Annotated in this window: 15 protein-coding genes and 1 pseudogene; 9 read left to right on the top strand and 7 right to left on the bottom strand. The window is 70.0% G+C overall.

Features of this window, described 5'->3' with window-relative positions; translation table 11 throughout:
- The first annotated feature begins 130 nt into the window (after positions 1-130).
- Both EV375_RS24565 and EV375_RS24560 read left to right on the top strand, forming a co-directional pair.
- Positions 131-931, top strand: coding sequence for an SGNH/GDSL hydrolase family protein (locus EV375_RS24565; protein ID WP_130302145.1), 801 nt, complete (start codon positions 131-133; stop codon positions 929-931).
- Between the two features lie 258 nt (positions 932-1,189).
- Positions 1,190-1,372, top strand: a complete 183-nt coding sequence (locus EV375_RS24560) for a hypothetical protein (protein ID WP_028434468.1) — start codon at positions 1,190-1,192, stop codon at positions 1,370-1,372.
- A 301-nt stretch (positions 1,373-1,673) separates the two neighbouring features.
- Here the strand turns inward: EV375_RS24560 and EV375_RS24555 are convergent, their stop codons facing one another.
- Positions 1,674-2,459, bottom strand: a complete 786-nt coding sequence (locus EV375_RS24555) for a hypothetical protein (RefSeq protein WP_130302144.1) — start codon at positions 2,457-2,459, stop codon at positions 1,674-1,676.
- A 90-nt stretch (positions 2,460-2,549) separates the two neighbouring features.
- Here EV375_RS24555 and EV375_RS24550 point away from each other — a divergent pair, with 90 nt between their 5' ends.
- Entirely contained in the window at positions 2,550-3,452 is a 903-nt protein-coding gene (locus EV375_RS24550) for an oxygenase MpaB family protein (RefSeq protein WP_130302143.1), read from the top strand.
- A gap of 54 nt (positions 3,453-3,506) precedes the next feature.
- On the opposite strand, the gene EV375_RS24545 is transcribed toward EV375_RS24550, so the two are convergent.
- Positions 3,507-4,115 carry a class I SAM-dependent methyltransferase gene (locus EV375_RS24545; RefSeq protein ID WP_130302142.1) on the bottom strand — a complete coding sequence of 203 codons (609 nt, stop codon included), beginning with the start codon at positions 4,113-4,115 and terminating at the stop codon, positions 3,507-3,509.
- A gap of 111 nt (positions 4,116-4,226) precedes the next feature.
- Positions 4,227-4,655: a PPOX class F420-dependent oxidoreductase gene (locus EV375_RS24540; RefSeq protein ID WP_130302141.1), complete on the bottom strand. Its 429-nt coding sequence runs from the start codon at positions 4,653-4,655 to the stop codon at positions 4,227-4,229.
- A 128-nt stretch (positions 4,656-4,783) separates the two neighbouring features.
- Here EV375_RS24540 and EV375_RS24535 point away from each other — a divergent pair, with 128 nt between their 5' ends.
- On the top strand, positions 4,784-5,176 hold the full coding sequence (locus EV375_RS24535; RefSeq protein ID WP_055488642.1) for a roadblock/LC7 domain-containing protein: 393 nt from the start codon (positions 4,784-4,786) through the stop codon (positions 5,174-5,176).
- A gap of 172 nt (positions 5,177-5,348) precedes the next feature.
- A pseudogene (locus tag EV375_RS29930) lies at positions 5,349-6,056 on the top strand (DUF6397 family protein); the annotation flags it as partial.
- A gap of 369 nt (positions 6,057-6,425) precedes the next feature.
- Here the strand turns inward: EV375_RS29930 and EV375_RS24530 are convergent.
- Together EV375_RS24530 and EV375_RS24525 are read right to left on the bottom strand one after the other, a co-directional pair.
- Entirely contained in the window at positions 6,426-7,292 is an 867-nt protein-coding gene (locus EV375_RS24530) for an acyl-CoA thioesterase (protein ID WP_130302140.1), read from the bottom strand.
- A gap of 37 nt (positions 7,293-7,329) precedes the next feature.
- The gene (locus tag EV375_RS24525) at positions 7,330-9,858 is read right to left on the bottom strand and encodes a DEAD/DEAH box helicase (protein ID WP_130302139.1); all 2,529 of its coding nucleotides are present in this window, start codon (positions 9,856-9,858) and stop codon (positions 7,330-7,332) included.
- 181 nt (positions 9,859-10,039) lie between these two features.
- Between EV375_RS24525 and EV375_RS24520 the strand changes: the two genes are divergently transcribed.
- Positions 10,040-10,834 (top strand): metal-dependent hydrolase, encoded by a 795-nt coding sequence (locus EV375_RS24520; protein WP_130302138.1) that lies wholly within the window; start codon positions 10,040-10,042, stop codon positions 10,832-10,834.
- Between the two features lie 71 nt (positions 10,835-10,905).
- Here the strand turns inward: EV375_RS24520 and EV375_RS24515 are convergent, their stop codons facing one another.
- Positions 10,906-12,759 (bottom strand): ABC transporter ATP-binding protein, encoded by a 1,854-nt coding sequence (locus EV375_RS24515; RefSeq protein WP_130302137.1) that lies wholly within the window; start codon positions 12,757-12,759, stop codon positions 10,906-10,908.
- The gene (locus EV375_RS24510) at positions 12,756-14,675 is read right to left on the bottom strand and encodes an ABC transporter ATP-binding protein (protein WP_130302136.1); all 1,920 of its coding nucleotides are present in this window, start codon (positions 14,673-14,675) and stop codon (positions 12,756-12,758) included. Before EV375_RS24510 ends, EV375_RS24515 begins: the two co-directional genes overlap by 4 nt.
- A 234-nt stretch (positions 14,676-14,909) precedes the next feature.
- Between EV375_RS24510 and EV375_RS24505 the strand changes: the two genes are divergently transcribed.
- From EV375_RS24505 to EV375_RS24490, 3 genes are all read left to right on the top strand, one after another.
- Positions 14,910-15,695 (top strand): L,D-transpeptidase family protein, encoded by a 786-nt coding sequence (locus EV375_RS24505; protein ID WP_486588787.1) that lies wholly within the window; start codon positions 14,910-14,912, stop codon positions 15,693-15,695.
- A gap of 287 nt (positions 15,696-15,982) precedes the next feature.
- Entirely contained in the window at positions 15,983-17,350 is a 1,368-nt protein-coding gene (locus tag EV375_RS24500) for an alpha-amylase (protein WP_130302135.1), read from the top strand.
- Positions 17,351-17,453: 103 nt separating this feature from the next.
- Entirely contained in the window at positions 17,454-18,422 is a 969-nt protein-coding gene (locus tag EV375_RS24490) for an IS481 family transposase (RefSeq protein WP_130301119.1), read from the top strand.
- The last annotated feature ends 79 nt before the right edge of the window (positions 18,423-18,501 follow it).

Here is an 18,501-nt window from a genome sequence, read left to right as displayed (position 1 = left end):
CCCTTGCGATCCATGCCAGTCACACTTTCCACAGCTTTCTTGACATGAGCACTTCCAGTGGAGGCCGGTGACTGGTACTTCTGTACATGACAAACGCACCCTCCATGCTCCCCCCACCATGAGAGGTTCCATGAAGCCACGCAGATGGACGACCACGGGTGCCGCCGTGGCGTCGTCCCTCGGAGTCATCACCCTCACCGGGGCCGTGCCCGCCTCCGCGCAGGACGCGGCCCCGGCGTATGTCGCCCTGGGCGACTCCTACTCCTCCGGCCTCGGAGCGGGTGACTACGGCGACAGCGGCGACTGCAAGCGGAGTTCGAAGGCGTACTCCCAGCAGTGGGCCGCGGCCAACTCGCCGGCCTCGTTCGACTTCACGGCATGTTCCGGCGCCCGCACGGGCGATGTGCTCCAAGGCCAACTGGGGCCGCTCAACTCCTCGACCGGTCTGGTGAGCATCAGCATCGGAGGAAACGACGCGGGCTTCGCCGACACCATGCAGGCGTGTGTTCTGCAGGGCGAGAGTGTGTGCCTGGAGAAGATCGAGGAGGCGAAGAGCTACATCGCGGGCACGCTGCCCGGTGAGCTCGACTCCGTCTACAACGCCATCAGCGACAGGGCGCCCTCCGCCAAGGTCGTGGTGATGGGCTACCCCCGCATATACAAGCTCGACGGAGAATGCTCCGTCGGGATCAGCGAGACGTCGCGCGCGGCGATCAACTCCGCGTCCGACGTCCTCAACGACACGATCGCCAAGAGGGCGGCCGACCACGGCTTCACCTTCGGCGACGTACGCGGCTCCTTCACCGGACACGAGATCTGCTCCGGCGACTCGTGGCTGCACAGCGTCACCTTCCCGATCGGGGAGTCCTACCACCCCACGGCGTCCGGCCAGACCAGCGGCTACCTGCCGGTCATGAACCAGAACGCATAACCGTCGCGGCACCGCTTTCCCGCGGAAGGCGCTCTCCCCGGCCGGGACGAGCAGGGCTCAGGTCCTCTCGTCCCGGCCGGGCCGGTTGTGAGACGGGGACGGGCGGGTACTCGCTCGCTCGTCAAATTTGAACAGGAGCTCCGAGGAGGCCGGGACCCCTCTTACGGGCGCAACGGAAAGCGGAAGGAACCCCGCAGGGCGAATCGGAGTTCTAATGGATAGAGACGGGCGGGCAGACCTGTCCTGAAGGAGGACGACATGACCAACAGAGGCAAGATCGCCGTCGGCGGCGTGGCCGTAGGGCTTCTCCTGTGGTGGCTGACGTCGTTCTGGATCGCTCTCGCGGTGATCGTCGGCGTACCCGCGATCGCCTACCTCGTGCTGGACCCCTCGCAGCGCCGCCGGCTGCGCCGGGTGAGCCGCAAGGAGCTGAACCGCTGACCGGGAGCGCGGAGGGCCTTGAACGGTTCGGACGGCACAGCTTCGCCCTGCGCAACACCGGCACCAGGACGCTCACCGGCGTCCGGGTCGGCCGGGCCGGTCTCCCGTCGTCGGCCCGCGGTGTCCCCGAGGACGCTGTCGTACGGCCGGGGGAGACCACCGAGTTCCTGATGGCGGCCGAGCGCGGGCAGCCGCTTCCCGCCACCATCGCCGTCTCGTGGCACGGACTGCCCGGCGAAGTGCGGGTGCCGGTTCCGCCCGGCTGAGGCCGAAACCGGGCACCGGCCGCGCCGCGAACGCCTCACGCAGCCGGGCGGACCGCCATCTCGTCCAACGCCTCCAGCAGACCGGGCAGTTCGGCCCCGCGTCCCACCGGGAGGACTTCGCCCGGCTCGTCGTCCAGAAGCAGGAAGGCGATGTCGTCGGTGCGGGCGACCATGCTCCAGCCGGGGCCGTCCGCACGCAGTGTGCGTGCCTCTCCGGAAGCGAAGGCCGAACGGACCCGGCCGGGGGGCGGCGGAGTGTGCACGTACTCCCGCACCTCCTCCAGGACGCGCTTGACGGACGCGTTGGGGTTCTCGCCCGCCTCGACGAACTCGACGTCGTCGTCGACCTGTTCGCGCCACACCGCCCACTGCAGCGCGATCTCGTCCGCGCCGAGCCGGCGTTGGGCCGGGCCCCACTGCTCCGTGTCCGGCGGTACGAGTGCGGCGCGCCCGCCGTCCACCTCCGGGTCCGGTGCCGGGTCGTGCGGCGCCGGAACGCCGGGGGCCGAGACCGCCACGTTCAGCGGCCAGCCCGGCAGCGCCGCGGCCACGGAGCGGTCCGAGGGGGAGAGGTCGTACTCCATGCCGCAGTCCCACGCGGCGATGGCACAGGCCACAAGGGTCACGTCGTCGGTCGCCACGGTCCAGCGGGCGCCGGAGCCGTCCTGGCCGAGAACCAACCCGTAGCCTTCGGCGTACGGTTCGAGGCCGAGTCGCGCGCAGGCCTCCGGGTAGTCGTCGCCCAGAACGCTCGGAAACTGGGCGGGAGTCAGGAGTACAGCCGTCAGCACAAACAGCGCGTCATCGTCCTCGGCGGCCACGGGCCCTCCCCTTCCGTAAGTTCTGGGGAACCTTAACTCTAGAGTCAGTCCGTTTACAGAGCAGGGCCACTGACGGAGGGACGCGACGACGTGGGGCGATACGACCGGCTCAAGCACATCCTGCGACTCGACCCGGAAGAGGACTTCGAGGAGATCTACCGGTTATCGGCGACATACGAGTTCCCCTGGGACTTCGCCCGTGCCCTGGAGCTCGCTCTGTACCGCACCTACGCGGTGCCCAGCATAGGGCGGTTGCTGGCGCAGACCGCGGAGCTCACCGACCGCACGCAGAAGCGCTACGACGACACCGCGCTGCTCCTGGACGCCGTGATGGAGCACGGCCACAAGTCCGACAAGGGCCGCACCGCGATACGCCGCATAAACCAGATGCACCGCAGCTACGACATCTCCGACGGCGACATGCGCTACGTGCTGTGCACATTCGTCGTGATGCCGAAGCGGTGGCTCGACGAGTACGGGTGGCGGCGCCTCTCGCGCCACGAGCAGCACGCGTCCGCCGTCTACTACCGCGTGCTGGGCAGGCATCTCGGGATCACCGAAATCCCGGGGAGCTTCGACGATTTCGAGACGTATCTCGACGAGTACGAGGCCGCCCACTTCGGCTGGGACCCCGACTCGCGTCGCGTATCCGACGCGACGCTGGAGCTGATGGCTTCCTGGTATCCGTCCCCGCTCGCCCCGGCGGTGCGCGGCGCGAGCAAAGCGCTGCTCGACAACTCCCTGTTGCACACCTTCCGTTACGACCCGCCGCGGCCGGCCGTCCGCAGACTCGTGCATGGCGCCCTGCGCACGCGGGCGCGCGCCGTACGGCTGATGCCGCCACGGCGCACCCCGCACTACGCCCGGCAGAACTGGGAGATCAAGGGGTACCCGGGCTATCCGGTCGGCTACCGCCTGGAGGATCTGGGCACCTTCCCCCGGCAGGCGCAACGCGGCGTCGGCGGATGCCCCGTGCCGCACGGCAAGGTCTAACGTCTCCCGGTTCCGCTGATTCGACTGCCCGACTGCCCGACTGCCCGACTGGCTCTAAGTCCGTGCAGCCAGCGCCAGATAGCGGTCGTCCTCGTCGGCGTACGAGGTCAGCTGCCAGCCCGAATCAGCAAGCAGCGTACGGAGGTTGGGTTCGGCGCGGATGTCGTCCGGGGTCAGCGAGCGGCCGTGTCGTGCGGCGAGCGCGGCGCGGCCGACCGGATGGAAGAGGGCGAGAGTGCCGCCTGGGCGGACCACCCGGGCCAGCTCTGTCAGCCCGGAGTCCGGCCCCGCTAGATGGGAGATCAGCCCTGCCGCGAAGACGGCGTCGAGGCAGCCGTCTCGCAGCGGAAGCCGGCAGACATCCGCCAGCAGGAGATGCGCGCAAGTGTGCCTTTCCGCACGCACGGCCTCACGGAGCATCTCCGGTGTGAGATCGGCTCCGAGGACGGTGCCGTCGCTGCCGACCGCGGCGCGGAGCGGGGGAAGCGCACGCCCCGTTCCGCAGCCGGCGTCGAGTACCGCGTCGCCCTCGCGCAGACCGAGTTCGCCGAGCGCCGCCTCGTACGCAGGGCCGTCGTCGGGGAAGCGTGCGTCCCAGCGGGCCGCGCGGACGGAGAAGAACTCGCGCACCCGGGCGGCCCCGTCACTCGTCTCGTGCTGCATGGTCCTCATGATGGCGTACGCCGGGGCAGGGCACCGCTGCGGACAAGCGGCCCTGGCGGAACCCTGTCCCTGCCGGAAGCCCGGCCGGCGCGGCCGGGCCCTGGCGGCGGTTCAGTCGGTGAGGCCGGAGAGCGCCACCACCTTCGAGATGCGCACCCGTACGAGAAGTTCGCCCGGAACGGCGTTGCGCGCGCCGAATCGCGCCCCGGCCTCCTCGCCCATGTAACGGGCGCCGATGCGGGTGGCCCAGTGCAGCATCGTGTCCATGTCGCGGCTCAACTCGGCCCGGCCGCTGAGGACCACGAAGGCGAACGGGGGCCGCTCGTCGTCCACGCAGATGGAGACACGGCCGTCGCGGGCCAGGTTGCGCCCCTTGACCGTGTCCTCACCTGTGTTGAAGAGCACATCGTCACCGTCGAGCACGAACCACACAGGCGCCGCGTGGGGACTTCCGTCGGCGCGGACCGTCGAGACTTTCCCCGTACGTGTGCCTTCGGAGATGAAGGCACGCCACTCGTCTTCCGTCATCTTCTCTGCCATGGGCCCATACTGCGCGAGGCGTACACGATTCGTGGCGCTACGTGCGGCAGGTGAGCGTGTGGTTGCTCAGCGCGTTGTGGTGGGTAAGGGTGGCACGGCAGCAGCTGAGGAGAAGGGGGAACGCCGAGATGGCGCTGAACACAGGGCTCGACTGGCTGCTCGACGACCTGACCGACCGTATGCCGTCCGTGCAGCACGCGATGGTTCTCTCGACCGACGGGCTGGTCACCGCGAACAGTCAGACCCTGGAGAAGGCCGACGCCGAGCATCTCGCCGCAGTGGCATCCGGTCTGCAGTCCCTGGCGAAGGGGTCGGGGACGCAATTCGGCACGGGAGAAGTACGGCAGACGATGATCGAGTTCGACGAGGGCCTGCTCTTTGTGACCTCCGCGGGCGAGGGAAGCTGCCTGTGCGTGCTTACAGGAGCCGATACGGACGTCGGAGCCGTCGCCTATGAGATGACGTTGCTGGTCAACCGCGTCGGCGAGCACCTCGGCCTGCCGACGCGCAACAGCATGTAGAGGTCCGCCGCGGGCCTGCGGACACCCCGAACCTGACCGTGCGGGGAGTTATCCACAGGCCGTGCGGGGTGCCCCTCGACCGTCTAACGTCGTCACTGTCAGTAGCTGGGCGGCGGCTCTTGGAAGCCCAGCTGGACCGTAGCTGGAGACGACAGGAACGACGGGGGAGACCATGCACGAAGACGTCGCGATGAGCACGGCCGCGAAGGAACTGGGCCTGGCACGGGGCGAGATGACGCTGGCGGCGCAGCTTGGCCACGTACGCACGGTGCGCGCCGCACCAGCGCCGGCCACGGTGCGTACGGGCGGCGAGCCGGTACGGCGCAGGGTGCCCCGCGCCGAACTGGCCAGGCTGCGCGCAGCGGAGGACTTCCCGGAGGGGCTCCGGGCGCGGCTGGGTGTCGTCGACGCGGGCGGCGGAGCCCAGCTGCTCGGCATCACGCCGCCGCGTTTCGCGCGACTGGCACGCGGCGGCTGCTTCAGTCCGGTTCGCTTCTACGTGAACCGGTACGGGACGGTGGTGTGGCTGTATCTGGCGCAGGAGTTGACTTCTTTCGCGGAGTCCCGGCCGGAGCTGCTGTCGGGGAACCTTCCGCGCGGGCTGCGGATGTTGCTGGCCGAAGGGGTGGATCTGAGGGCAGGGCACTGGCGCGGGCGCCGCGTCGGGCAGCTGTGCAGGGATGCGGAGGGGCCGTGGGAAGCGGCCGCCGCCCGGGCCGCGGTGCTCGGTGACGACGTCCTGCGGGAGTCCGTGCCGGACGCGGAGGAGCGGGCCCGCCTGTATGCCCTGCGGCCGGAGTTGGTGCCCCTCCGGGGCAGATCACCCTTCGTGCGCACGGTGACGGAGGAGCTGTGCACGGCAGCAGCCGAGGACGAGATCTTCTGGCAACGCCTCATGCTCGCGGCCGACTTGGAGAGCGCACGCGCCTCGCAGGCCGTCGCTCCCGAGGAGACCGCCCCTCCCGGCCCTTTCACCGGTGCCGCTGTTCCCGCCGGTTCCGCCGCCGAGGGCGCCGGTGCGGCCAACTCCCGGAGCGGCAACGCCGGTTGCCGGGCCGGGCGAGTTCAGGCGTGTGCTCGGCGCAGCTCCGCACGCGCGAAGCCCGGCCTGGGCAGTGCAGCACGCACGGGCGGAGACGGAAGCCCCGGGAGGGTGCGGCCGGCCGAGCAGAGGGCCCGGATGCTGAACACGCTGCGGGCGCCGCGTCAGCGGCTGTCCCGCTGGAAAGGTGGGGCACGCCGAGGAGGCTCAGCCGCCCAGCTTTCTGAACAGTCCCTCCTGCACCACCGAGACGATCAGCCGGCCCTCACAGTCGAAGATCAGTCCGCGGGCCAGTCCCCGGCCGCCCGTCGCGATGGGGGACTCCTGCTGGTAGAGGAACCACTCGTCCGCGCGGAACGGCCTGTGGAACCACATCGCGTGATCCAGTGAGGCCATGTCGAAGCCCCGCGGTCCCCACAGCGGCTCCACGGGGATGCGTACGGCGTCGAGGAGAGTCATGTCGCTGGCGTAGGTGAGGGCGCAGGTGTGCACGAGCGGATCGTCACCGAGGGAGCCGATGGCCCGCATCCACACTCCGCTGCGCGGTTCGGCCTCCTGCAGTTCGCCCGCCTCCCAGCGCAGCCGCTCGACATAGCGGATGTCGAACGCCATGCGGCGTTCCATGCGCTCGAGGGATTCGGGAAGTTCGCCGAGGTGGCCTCGGATCTCCTCGGCAAGCTTCGGCAGGCTCTCCGGGTCCGGCACGTCGGGCATCGGGACCTGGTGGTCGATGCCGAGTTCCGGCTGATGAAAGGAGGCGGTGAGATTGAAGATCGTCCGGCCCTGCTGCACGGCCACGACGCGCCGCGTGGTGAACGAGCGTCCGTCCCGCACCCGTTCGACCTGGTACACGATGGGGACCCCGGGCACTCCCGGCCGCAGGAAGTACGCATGCAGCGAATGCACCGGGCGGTGCCCGTCGGTGGTGCGTCCGGCGGCGACGAGGGCCTGCCCGGCGACCTGGCCGCCGAAGACGCGCTGGAGATTCTCCCGGGGGCTGCGTCCGCGGAAGATGTTGATCTCGATCTGCTCCAGGTCGAGCAGGGCGGCCAGCTGCTCTGCGGGGCTGGTCATGGGACGTGCTCCTCTTTCACGTGGCGCGGGCGACTCTTCACAGCCGGCCCACGTCGGTCACCTTGATCACGGCCCGGCCCTCCTCGTCGGAGGCCGTGAGGTCGACCTCCGCGGAGATGCCCCAGTCGTGGTCGTCGTCGGGGTCTGCGAAGGTCTGCCGGACGCGCCACAGAGCCTCCTCCGGGACCTCCTCGATGCTGAGCAGGCCGGGGCCGCGGGCGTCGGGGCCGGTGCCCAGGTCGTCGTACTCGTCCCAGTAGCCGTCCATGGCCTCGGCCCAGGCGTCCTCGTCCCAGCCGGAATCGGCGTCCATCTCGCCCAGTACCTCGACCTTGTCCAGTGCCGCCAGCTCCACCCGCCGGAACATGGCGTTGCGCACCAGTACCCGGAAGGCGCGCGAGTTGGCGGTGACGGGCCGGACATGGTCGGCGCGCTCCTGCGCCTCCTCGGCGCTCTCCTCCTCCGGGTTGGCGAGCTGTTCCCACTCGTCGAGCAGGCTGGAGTCGACCTGACGGACCATCTCGCCGAGCCACTCGATGATGTCCTGGAAGTCCTCGGACTTCTTCTCGTCGGGGACGGTGTGCTCCAGGGCCTTGTACGCGCTGGCGAGGTAGCGCAGCACGATGCCCTCGGTGCGGGCCAGTTCGTAGAAGGAGACGAACTCCGCGAAGGTCATGGCCCGTTCGTACATATCACGGATGACCGACTTGGGGGAGAGGGGGTGGTCTCCGACCCACGGGTGGGACTTGCGGTAGAGCCCGTAGGCATGGAAGAGCAGCTCCTCCAGCGGCTGCGGGTGGCTGATGTCCATCAGCCGTTCCATCCGCTCCTCGTACTCGATGCCGTCCGCCTTCATCTGCGCGACGGCTTCGCCCTTGGCCTTGTTGGTCTGTGCGGCCAGGATCTGCCGCGGATCGTCGAGCGTGGACTCGACGACGGAGACCATGTCCAGCGCGTAGGAGGGGGATTCGGGGTCGAGCACGTCGAAGGCGGCCAGCGCGAAGGTGGACAGGGGCTGGTTGAGCGCGAAGTTGTGCTGGAGGTCGACCGTCAGGCGCACGGTGCGGCCCTGCGCGTCCGGCTCGTCCATCTGCTCGACGACGCCGCCGTCCAGCAGCGAGCGGTAGATGGCGATCGCCCGGCGGATGTGCCGCAGCTGGGAGCGGCGGTCCTCGTGGTTGTCCTCCAGAAGCTTGCGCATCTGCGCGAAGGCGTCTCCGGGCCGGGCGATGACGGACAAGAGCATCGCGTGGGTCACGCGGAACCTCGAGGTGAGCGGCTCCGGGTCGGAGGCGATCAGCTTCTCGAAGGTCTGCTGCCCCCAGTTGACGAAGCCTTCCGGCGCCTTCTTGCGCACGACCTTGCGCCGCTTCTTCGGGTCGTCCCCGGCCTTGGCGAGGGCCTTCTCGTTCTCGACGACGTGCTCCGGGGCCTGGGCGACGACGAAACCGGAGGTGTCGAAGCCCGCCCGGCCCGCGCGTCCCGCGATCTGGTGGAACTCCCGGGCACGCAGTGTGCGCACGCGGCTGCCGTCGTACTTGGTGAGCGCCGTGAACAGCACTGTCCGGATGGGCACGTTGACACCGACGCCGAGGGTGTCGGTACCGCAGATGACCTTCAGCAGCCCCGCCTGTGCGAGCCGCTCCACGAGCCGGCGGTACTTGGGCAGCATGCCCGCGTGGTGCACGCCGACGCCGTGCCGCACGTACCGCGACAGGTTGCGCCCGAAGCGGGTGGTGAAACGGAAATTGCCGATGATCTTGGCGATCTCGTCCTTCTCCGCGCGGGTGCACATGTTGATGCTCATCAGTGCCTGCGCCCGCTCCACCGCCTGCGCCTGCGTGAAGTGGACGATGTAGACCGGCGCTTGATGGGTCTCCAGAAGCTCCGTCACGGTCTCGGTGAGGCTGGTGGTGCGGTACTCGTACGACAGCGGCACGGGACGGCTGGCCGAGCGCACGACGGCGGTGTCGCGCCCCGTGCGGCGCGTGAGGTCCTCCTCGAACCGGGTGACGTCCCCGAGGGTCGCCGACATCAGCACGAACTGCGCCTGCGGAAGCTCCAGCAGCGGGATCTGCCACGCCCAGCCGCGGTCCGGCTCGGCGTAGAAGTGGAACTCGTCCATCACCACCTGGCCGACGTCGGCCCCGGAGCCGTCCCGCAGGGCGATCGAGGCCAGCACCTCGGCCGTGCAGCAGATGACGGGGGCGTCGGCGTTGACGGAAGCGTCGCCGGTGAGCATGCCGACGTTCTCCGTGCCGAAGATCTTGCACAGGTCGAAGAACTTCTCCGAGACCAGGGCCTTGATCGGAGCGGTGTAGAAGGTCACCTCGTCCCGCGCGAGGGCCGCGAAGTGGGCCCCCGCCGCGACCAGGCTCTTGCCGGAGCCGGTCGGGGTGGAGAGGATCACGTTCGCGCCCGAGACCACCTCGATCAGCGCTTCCTCCTGCGCGGGATAGAGCGAGATGCCCCTCTCCTGCGCCCAGCCGGAGAAGGCTTCGTAGAGGGCGTCGGGGTCGGCTTCGCTCGGCATCTGATCGATGAGGGTGGCTGTCACGCACCCCATACTGCCTTCCTTGCGCCCGCTACCGGGAACCGGTGTTCTTCCCGTGATCATCTGCCGATACGCTGTCCCGCCGACAGGGCGTCAGCGCTGCGGGCGATCAGTACGCTCACTGCGGCCAGTTGGGCCGAGGCAGCCCGCTGCCCCGGGGTCTTTACGAGCAGTTACAGGGGTGGGGACGGACATGATGGGACCGGCGCATTCGCTGTCGGGCGCGGCGGCATGGCTGGGAGTGGGCGCCGCGGCAGCCGCGCTGGACCACCCGATGCCCTGGCCGGTGCTCCTGGGCGGCGCCCTGATCAGCTCGGGCGCTGCCCTCGCCCCGGATCTCGATCACAAGGCCGCCACCATCTCCCGGGCCTTCGGTCCTTTCTCCCGCGGCCTGTGCGGAGTGATCGACAAACTCTCCGAGGCCGTCTACAACTCCACGCGCGGGCAGGGCGAGCGGCGCCGCTCCGGGGGGCACCGCACCCTCACGCACACCTGGCCCTGGGCGCTTTTCCTGGGTGCGGGATTCTCGGCGGCGGCCGTCTTCGGTGGCCGGTGGGCGGTGCTGGTGATCCTCTTCATCCATATGGTGCTCGCGGTGGAGGGCCTGCTGTGGCGCGCGGCCCGCGTCTCCAGCGACATCCTGGTGTGGCTGCTCGGCGCGACGAGCGCCTGGAGTCTCGCAGGCGAGCTCGACCGGCCGGGCAACGGCGCCGACTGGCTCTTCGGCGGGCAGGGCATGGAGTACCTGTGGCTCGGGCTTCCGATCGTGCTCGGGGCACTGGTGCACAACATCGGCGACGCGATCACCATCTCGGGCTGCCCGATCCTGTGGCCCGTCAAGATAAGCGGGAAACGCTGGTATCCGCTGGGCACGCCGGAGTTCATGCGTTTCCGCGCCGGAGCGTGGGTCGAGACACGGCTGCTGATGCCCCTGTTCATGGTGCTCGGGGGTGCGGGAGCGCTCTTCGCGCTCGGCGTGCTCGGCTGAGGCGCGCCCGGGGGCGGCCGGCGCCCGGGCGGACGCCGGCGCCGTGCCGCCTGCTCGTGACCGGGATGTTCTCAGCCGTGCCAGGAACGCCAGAGGGCCGCGTAGGCGCCGTCCTCTTCGACCAGGGTGTCGTGGCTGCCCAGTTCGCTGATCCGCCCGTCCTCCACGACAGCGATGGCGTCCGCGTCGTGAGCGGTGTGCAGCCGGTGTGCGATGGCTACGACGGTGCGCCCGTGGAGCACCTGGGCCAGCGAGCGCTCCAGGTGCCGGGCCGCGCGGGGGTCCAGCAGCGAGGTCGCTTCGTCCAGCACCAGCGTGTGCGGGTCGGCCAGTACCAGCCGCGCCAGCGCGATCTGCTGTGCGTGCGCCGGTGCGACGAAGATCCCCCCGGAGCCGACCTCGCTGTCCAGGCCCTCCGGGAGCGAGCGCGCCCATCCGTCCGCGTCCACCGCTGCGAGCGCCGCCCACAGTTCGGCGTCGCTCGCGCCCGTGCGGGCAAGCAGCAGGTTGTCGCGGAGCGAACCGACGAAGACGTGATGCTCCTGGTTGACGAGTGCCACGTGTCGCCGGACCCGATCCGCCGGCATCCGCGACAACTCGGCCTTGCCGAGGGTGACTTGACCGGTGCGTGGTCCGTAGATGCCGGCCAGCAGACGGCCCAGTGTGGACTTGCCCGCCCCGGAGGGCCCCACGAGCGCGACCCGGGTGCCGGGCGGCACTCGCATCGTGACGCCGTGCAGCACGTCCGTGCCGGTGCGGTAACCGAACCGCACGTCGTCCGCGCGCAGTTCGCGGCCCTGCGGAGCCAGCAGCCTGTCGCCGGAGTCGGGCTCGATCTCCCGGACGCCGACGAGCCGCCCCAACGAGACCTGGGCGACCTGGAGTTCGTCGTACCAGCGCAGAATGAGCCCGACCGGTTCGAAGAGCATCTGCACCAGCAGTGCGCCCGTCGTCAGCTGTCCCACGCCGATCCAGCCCCACAGCACGAACGTGCCGCCGAGGATCAGCACCCCTGCCACGAGCAGCAGGTTGGTGACGTTGACGACGGGGAAGAGAACGGAGCGCAGCCAGAGCGTGTAGCGCTCCCAGGCCGTCCACTGCGAGATCCGCTGCTCGGACAGCGCGACGCGGCGGGCGCCCAGCCGGTGGGCCTCCACCGTGCGGCCCGCGTCGACGGTCTCCGCCAGGGCGCCCGCCACGGCGGCGTACCCGGCGGCCTCGGAACGGTACGCGCGGGGCGCCCGGCGGTAGTACCAGCGGCAGCCGACCAGCAGCACCGGCAGCGCGACGAGCACCGCCAGCGCCAGTGGTGGCGCGGTGGCCGTGAGGCCCCCGAGTAGCAGCGCCGCCCACACGACGCCGATGGACAGCTGCGGTACGGCCTCACGCATCGCGTTGGCCAGGCGGTCGATGTCCGTGGTGATCCTGGAGAGCAGATCCCCGGTGCCGGCCCGCTCCAGGACCCCCGGCGGCAGCCGGACCGAACGGACGAGGAAGTCCTCACGCAGGTCCGCGAGCATCCGCTCGCCGAGCATCGCCCCGCGCAGCCGCACCTCCCGCACGAAGAGGCTCTGAACGACGAGGGCCAGCAGGAACAGGCCGACAACGCGGCTGATCTGCAGGTCCCGGCCGCCCGAGGTGAGATCCTCGACGAGCCCGCCCAGCAGGTAGGGGCCCGCCATCGACGCGAGTACCGCGACGGTGTTGACGAGGATGAGCGTGATGAAGGCACGTCTGTGGCGCTCCAGCAGCTCACGCACATAGCTGCGGACGGTGGCTGTTCCGCCGACGGGCAGTGTGGTCGCGTTCTCCGCCGATGCGGGGTCGTATTCGGGCGGTGCGACGCCGATGCGGACGGTGGAGCCGGCCGGAGTGGTGGAGCCGGCCTGGGCGGAGGCACCCGTCGGAGTGGTCGGGGCGGTCATGCGTGCTCTGCTCCTTCAGCCTGTGCGAAGCGCGGACCGTCGGATACGGGGGAGGGCGCGGCGGAAGAGGGGGCACCTGCGGCGGCATCCGCACCGGGCCGCTCACCGTCCTCCGGTTCGCGCGTGACGACGGCGCGGTACCCGGCGTGCGTGCGCAGCAGCTCGCGGTGCGGCCCCGCCGCGAGCACCTCTGTGCCGCGTACGAGGACGACCCGTTGCGCCTGGTCCAGCATCAGCGGGCTCGAGGTGAAGACGACCGTCGTACGGTCCGCCCGCACCCGGCGGAGGGACTGTGCGATACGGGCCTCGGTGTGGGCGTCCACCGCCGACGTCGGTTCGTCCAGCACCAGCACCTGGGGGTCGGTGACCAGCGAGCGCGCGAGCGCGAGCCGCTGCCGCTGCCCGCCCGAGAGCGACCGCCCGCGTTCGGTGACGGACGCGTCGAGCGGATCGCCACCGGGAGAGGCGGCGCCCTGCATCAGCGCGTCCAGCACGTCGCCGCACTGCGCCGCCTCCAGCGCGCGATGCTGCGGCACCGCACCGGAGTTGGGTACGTCGAGCAGTTCGCGCAGCGACCCCGACAGCAGCACGGGGTCCTTGTCCTGGACGAGTACGGCTGAACGGGCGCTCGAGAGCGGCACGTCGTCCAGCGGCACCCCTCCGAGGAGGACCGATGCGCAGCCGTCGCCTTCCGGTGCATGGCCGCCGAGCCGGTCCGCCAGCTTGCCCGCCGCCTCCGGGTCGCCGCACACCACGGCGGTCAACTGCCCGGCGGGCGCGAGAAGTCCGGTGACGGGGTCGTAGAGATCGCCGCCCGGAGCCTCCTCGGCCTCCGGTTCCGTCCCGCCCCGGCCGGCCCCCGCCGGCTCCTCTTCCGGTCCGGGGGCGGCCCTCCCGGAGCCGTCGTCACTCTGGCCACCGCCCCTGCGCAGGGACAGGACGCGGACGGCCCGCTGCGCCGACGGCCGTGAGAAGGAGTAGGCCATGGCGAACTCCTGGAACAGGCGCAGCGGGAACAGCAGAAAGGTCACCGCCCCGTACACGGTGACGAGTTCGCCGACGCCGATGCGTCCGTCGAGGGCGAGGCCCGCGCCGCGCCATACGACGCCCACGAGAAGCAGGCCCGGGAGCGCGATCTGAACCGCTTCGATCAGTGCCCACATCCGTGCGGTGCGCACGGCCGCACGGCGGACCTCCTGGGACGCGAGCCGGTAGCGGTCGAGGAAGAGCTCCTCGCCGCCGATACCGCGCAGCACGCGCAGCCCCGCCACCGTGTCCGCTGCCAGCTCGGTGGCCCGTCCCGCCTTCTCACGCTGCAGGTCAGCTCGGCGCGTGGCGCGGGGAAGCAGGGGAAGGACCGTGACGGCCAGCACCAGCATCCCCGCGGATACGAGCAGTCCCAGCTGGGGCTCGTAGACGACCAGGCCGGCGCAGACGCCGACGGTGGTCAGCAGCGCCGCGCTGAAGCGCGACGCGGACTCCACACACCAGCCGATCTTCTCGATGTCGCCGGTGGAGACGGCCACCACCTCTCCCGCCGCGACCCGCTGAGTGAGCGTCGCGCCCAGGGCCGCCGTCCGGCGAGCCAGCAGCTGCTGCACACGGGCCGCTGCCGTGATCCAGTTGGTGATCGCCGTGCGGTGGAGCATCGTGTCGCCGACCGTGACCGATACGGCGATGACGGCGAGCAGCGCACCGGCTTCGGCCAGGCCCTCACCCGAACCGGCCACAACGGCCTGCAGGGCCAGCCCGACCACGGCCGGAACGAGGGCGACGGAGGCCATGTGCAGGGTGCCCCAGCCCAGCGCCTTGCCCTGGCCTCCCAGCTGCTCGCGCCCCAGCCACAGCAGGAAGCGCGGACCGGACCGCACATCGGGCACGCCGGGGTCGGAGTGAGGAAGATCGCGAATGTGCATGACGTCCCAGAGCGGTCGGTGCGAATGGTGACCCGGTGTGTGCGGCTCGATGAGGGGGTGTCCGCTTTCGTAGCCTCTCACCGTGGCGGTGCCGTCGCGCAACGGGTTTTCCGGTGCCGCGCGCCGGCCGGCCCGACCCCGCCGCACTCCCGGACCTGCGGAAGTGACCGGTTCCGAAAGGTTCGTGGATGCCGGGCCCGCCGCGTGGTGCGGGGGAGTGCGACCATGGTGGGCATGCGCAGGACCGGGGTGGAGCGGGTGCGGAACGCTCGGGCAGCCGAGAGCCGGAAGGCGGCGGTTCGGACGGCGAGGACGGCCCTCACGGGTGCCGTGGCGGCAGCTCTCACGGTGACGTTGGGGGCGTGCGGCGGTGACGCGGGCGCCGCGAAGGAAGCGAGCAGCGGGAAGCGCGGCGGCGACGCCGCGCGTAAGGCCGACCCCACCCGTATCCCCGGTGTGAGCGATGCGCTGCACGAGCGGCTTCCCGGCAAGTCCCGCCAGGTGGTGGCCGTTTACGGCAAAGGCAAGGACTCGCCCTCGGCGACGGTGCGGCTGTTCACCAAGAAGGGTGAGAATTGGACCGTCGAGCGCAGCTGGCGGGGCCACAACGGACGCAAGGGCTGGACCCGGAACCACCGTGAGGGGGACAAGCGCAGCCCGGTCGGCGTCTTCACCCTCACTGACGCCGGCGGTGTGCGTCCCGCGCCGGGCGCGAAGCTGCCCTACACGGCGAGCGCCGCCTTCACCCCGCCGCCGTACTGGCCGAAGAAGACCCGGCACGACTTCGATCACGTCATCGCCGTCGACTACAACCGCAACAAGGGAACGTCCCCGCTCGACCCGGTGCGGCCCGAGGGGAAGGCCAAGGGCGGCAGCATCTGGCTGCACCTGGACCACGGCAGCGGCACGTCCGGCTGCGTGAGCATCTCCCGCGTCGGCATGGAGTATCTGCTGCGGACGCTTGACCCGGACGAGCACCCGGCGGTGGTCATGGGAGACAGAGCCGCTCTCGCCCGCTGAGCCGGCTTGCACGTGCGGCACTTGGCTTCCGCAACGTCCAAGTGCTGCACGCGAGCGCTTACTTCCTGTGCTCCTGTCCAGTGCCTGTCCCAACTGGCCTCGCGGCGCAGTGGAGTTGCCACCTACTGGAAGCAAGAATTTTCAGAAAGTGACTGGAAAGACTTGCTCCACATCTTGACGTGCTCACGCGGGCGACGGCAGGCTCCCTCCCGAACCCCCCACGGCGGCCTGGCGCGTGGCTGCCTTCCTCGGCACCTGTGTGTCCGACGACGAAGGAGCCGCACACGATGAGAAAGCGTCTGATCTGCGCGAGCACGGCCGCGGTCCTGGCAGCGGGCGGTGTCACGGCGCTCAACGCGTGGCCGTCCCAGGCTGCACCACCCGGTGAAAAGACCGTCACGGCAACGCTGTTCGAGAAGCCGTTCGCCGACGTGGGCAAGGAGTGCAAGGAAATCCTCGGTCCGGCCGGCTACGGCTATGTCGAGGTCTCGCCCGCGAGTGAACACATCAAGGGCGACCAGTGGTGGACGTCGTACCAGCCCGTCAGCTACAAGATCGCCGGGCGGCTCGGTGACGCCGACGCGTTCAAGGGCATGGTGGCGGCATGCCACGAGGCGGGAGTGAAGGTGATCGCCGACGCGGTCATCAACCACATGGCCGCCGGCTCGGGCACCGGCACCGGCGGCACGCAGTACAGCAAGTACGACTACCCCGGCACCTACGGCGACTCCGACTTCCACGGCTGCCGCAAGGACATCTCCGACTACAAGAACCGGGAGGACGTGCAGACCTGCGAACTCGTCAGCCTGTCCGACCTCGACACCGGCAGCGACAAAGTGCGCTCCACGATCGCCGGTTACCTCGACGGGCTGAGGGACATGGGCGTCGACGGGTTCCGCATCGACGCCGCGAAGCACATGTCCGCGGAGGACGTCGAGGCCATCAAGGGCAAGATGTCCGATCCCGGCTTCTGGGTCTCCGAGGTGATCCACGGGGACGGAGAGGCCGTTCAGCCCGAGGAGTACACCGGCCTGGGCGACGTGGACGAGTTCCGCTACGGCACGCACCTCAAGAGCGCCTTCCAGGGCGGCGACGTCGGCGGCCTGAAGAACATCGCCGAGGGCAAGCTGACCGCCGACAAGGCCCGTACGTTCGTCGACAACTGGGACACCGAGCGCAACGGTTCGACGCTCACCTACAAGGACGGCGACCTCCACAAACTCGCCAACGCCTTCATGCTGGCCCACCCCTACGGCGCGCCGAACGTCTTCTCCGGCTACGAGTGGTCCGAGAAGGACGCGGGCCCGCCCAGCGGCGACGGAGGCTGGACGGACATGCACGCGCAGCGGGAGATCACCGGCATGGTCGGCTTCCGCAACGCCGTCGGCGAAGCGGAACTGACCGACTGGTGGTCGGAGGGCGCCGCCCTGTCCTTCGGACGTGCCGGAAAGGGCTTCGTCGCCCTCAACGCGGGCGACGCGGAACTCAAGCGGACGTTCCAGACACCGCTGCCTGCCGGCACCTACTGCAACGTCGCGAAGGCCTCACCTGACGACTGCGGCGGAAACACCGTCACCGTCGGCGACGACGGGAAGGCGGAGACCTCCGTCCCGGCGAAGGGCGTGCTGGCACTGCACGCAGGCGCCAAGTCCTAGCTGTATTGATCATGAGCGTTGTTGACGCCCGCAGGTCTTGATCATGGCGAAGACCTCCGGTGTGGTGGAGGTGTCTAGGCTTCACCGCACAACGGAGGTCTTCGTGTCCCACCGTAATGCCCGGCTGACCGTGCACGGCAGGCGGTTGCTGGTCGAACGTGTCCGCTCGGGGTTTCCGGTAGCGCATGTGGCTGCCCAGATGGGCGTCTCGCGCACCACCGCGCACAAGTGGATACGCCGGTTCGCTGCAGAGGGCGATACCGGCCTGGCCGACCGCTCCAGCCGCCCGCACCACCTGCCGAACCGCACACCGCCGGGCGTTGAGGCCCGCATCTGCGCCTTGCGGGCCGAGCGCAAACTCGGGCCTGCTCGCATCGGCCCGATCCTGGGTATGCCGCCCTCCACCGTCCACCGGGTCCTGACCCGCCATGGCCTGCACCGTCTGTCCTGGCTGGACCGGCCCACCGGCCGGCTCATCCGCCGCTACGAACGCAGCCGGCCCGGCGAACTTGTCCACGTCGATGTGAAGAAGCTCGGGCGCATCCCCGACGGCGGTGGCTGGCGCATCCACGGCCGGGAGGCGGCCCGGGCGGCCCGGCCGCAAAGCCGTCGCCGCACCGGCTACGACTACATTCACTCCGCCGTCGATGACCACACCCGCCTCGCCTACAGCGAGATCCATCCCGATGAGAAGGCCACCACGTGCGCTGCCTTCCTGCGCAGGGCGGCAGCCCACTTCGCCACGCTGGGCATCGACCGCATCGAACGGGTGCTGACCGACAACGCCTGGTCCTACCGCAAGAGCGACCTGTGGAAGCAAGCCCTGACCGATCTCGGCGCGGTCGGCAAGCGCACCCGCATCTACCGGCCGCAGACCAACGGGAAAGTGGAGCGCTTCAACCGCACCTTGCTCGATGAATGGGCCTACCTGCGGCCCTACGCCACCAACGACCAACGCGCCACAGCGCTGACAGACTTCCTCCACAGCTACAACCACCATCGCTGCCACACCGCACTCGAAGGCAAGCCACCGATCAGCCGTGTGAACAACGCATCAGGTCAATACACCTAGCGCGCACACTGCCGATCGCCCCGATGGGCCGCACGCTGATCTGACCTTCCAGGGCCGCTCCCGGGCCCCCGCCGGGCGC

The organism is Streptomyces sp. CNZ301 (assembly GCF_004217425.1).
Note: the sequence above shows the minus strand (reverse complement) of the source record. Positions and strands in the feature narration are given on the sequence as shown.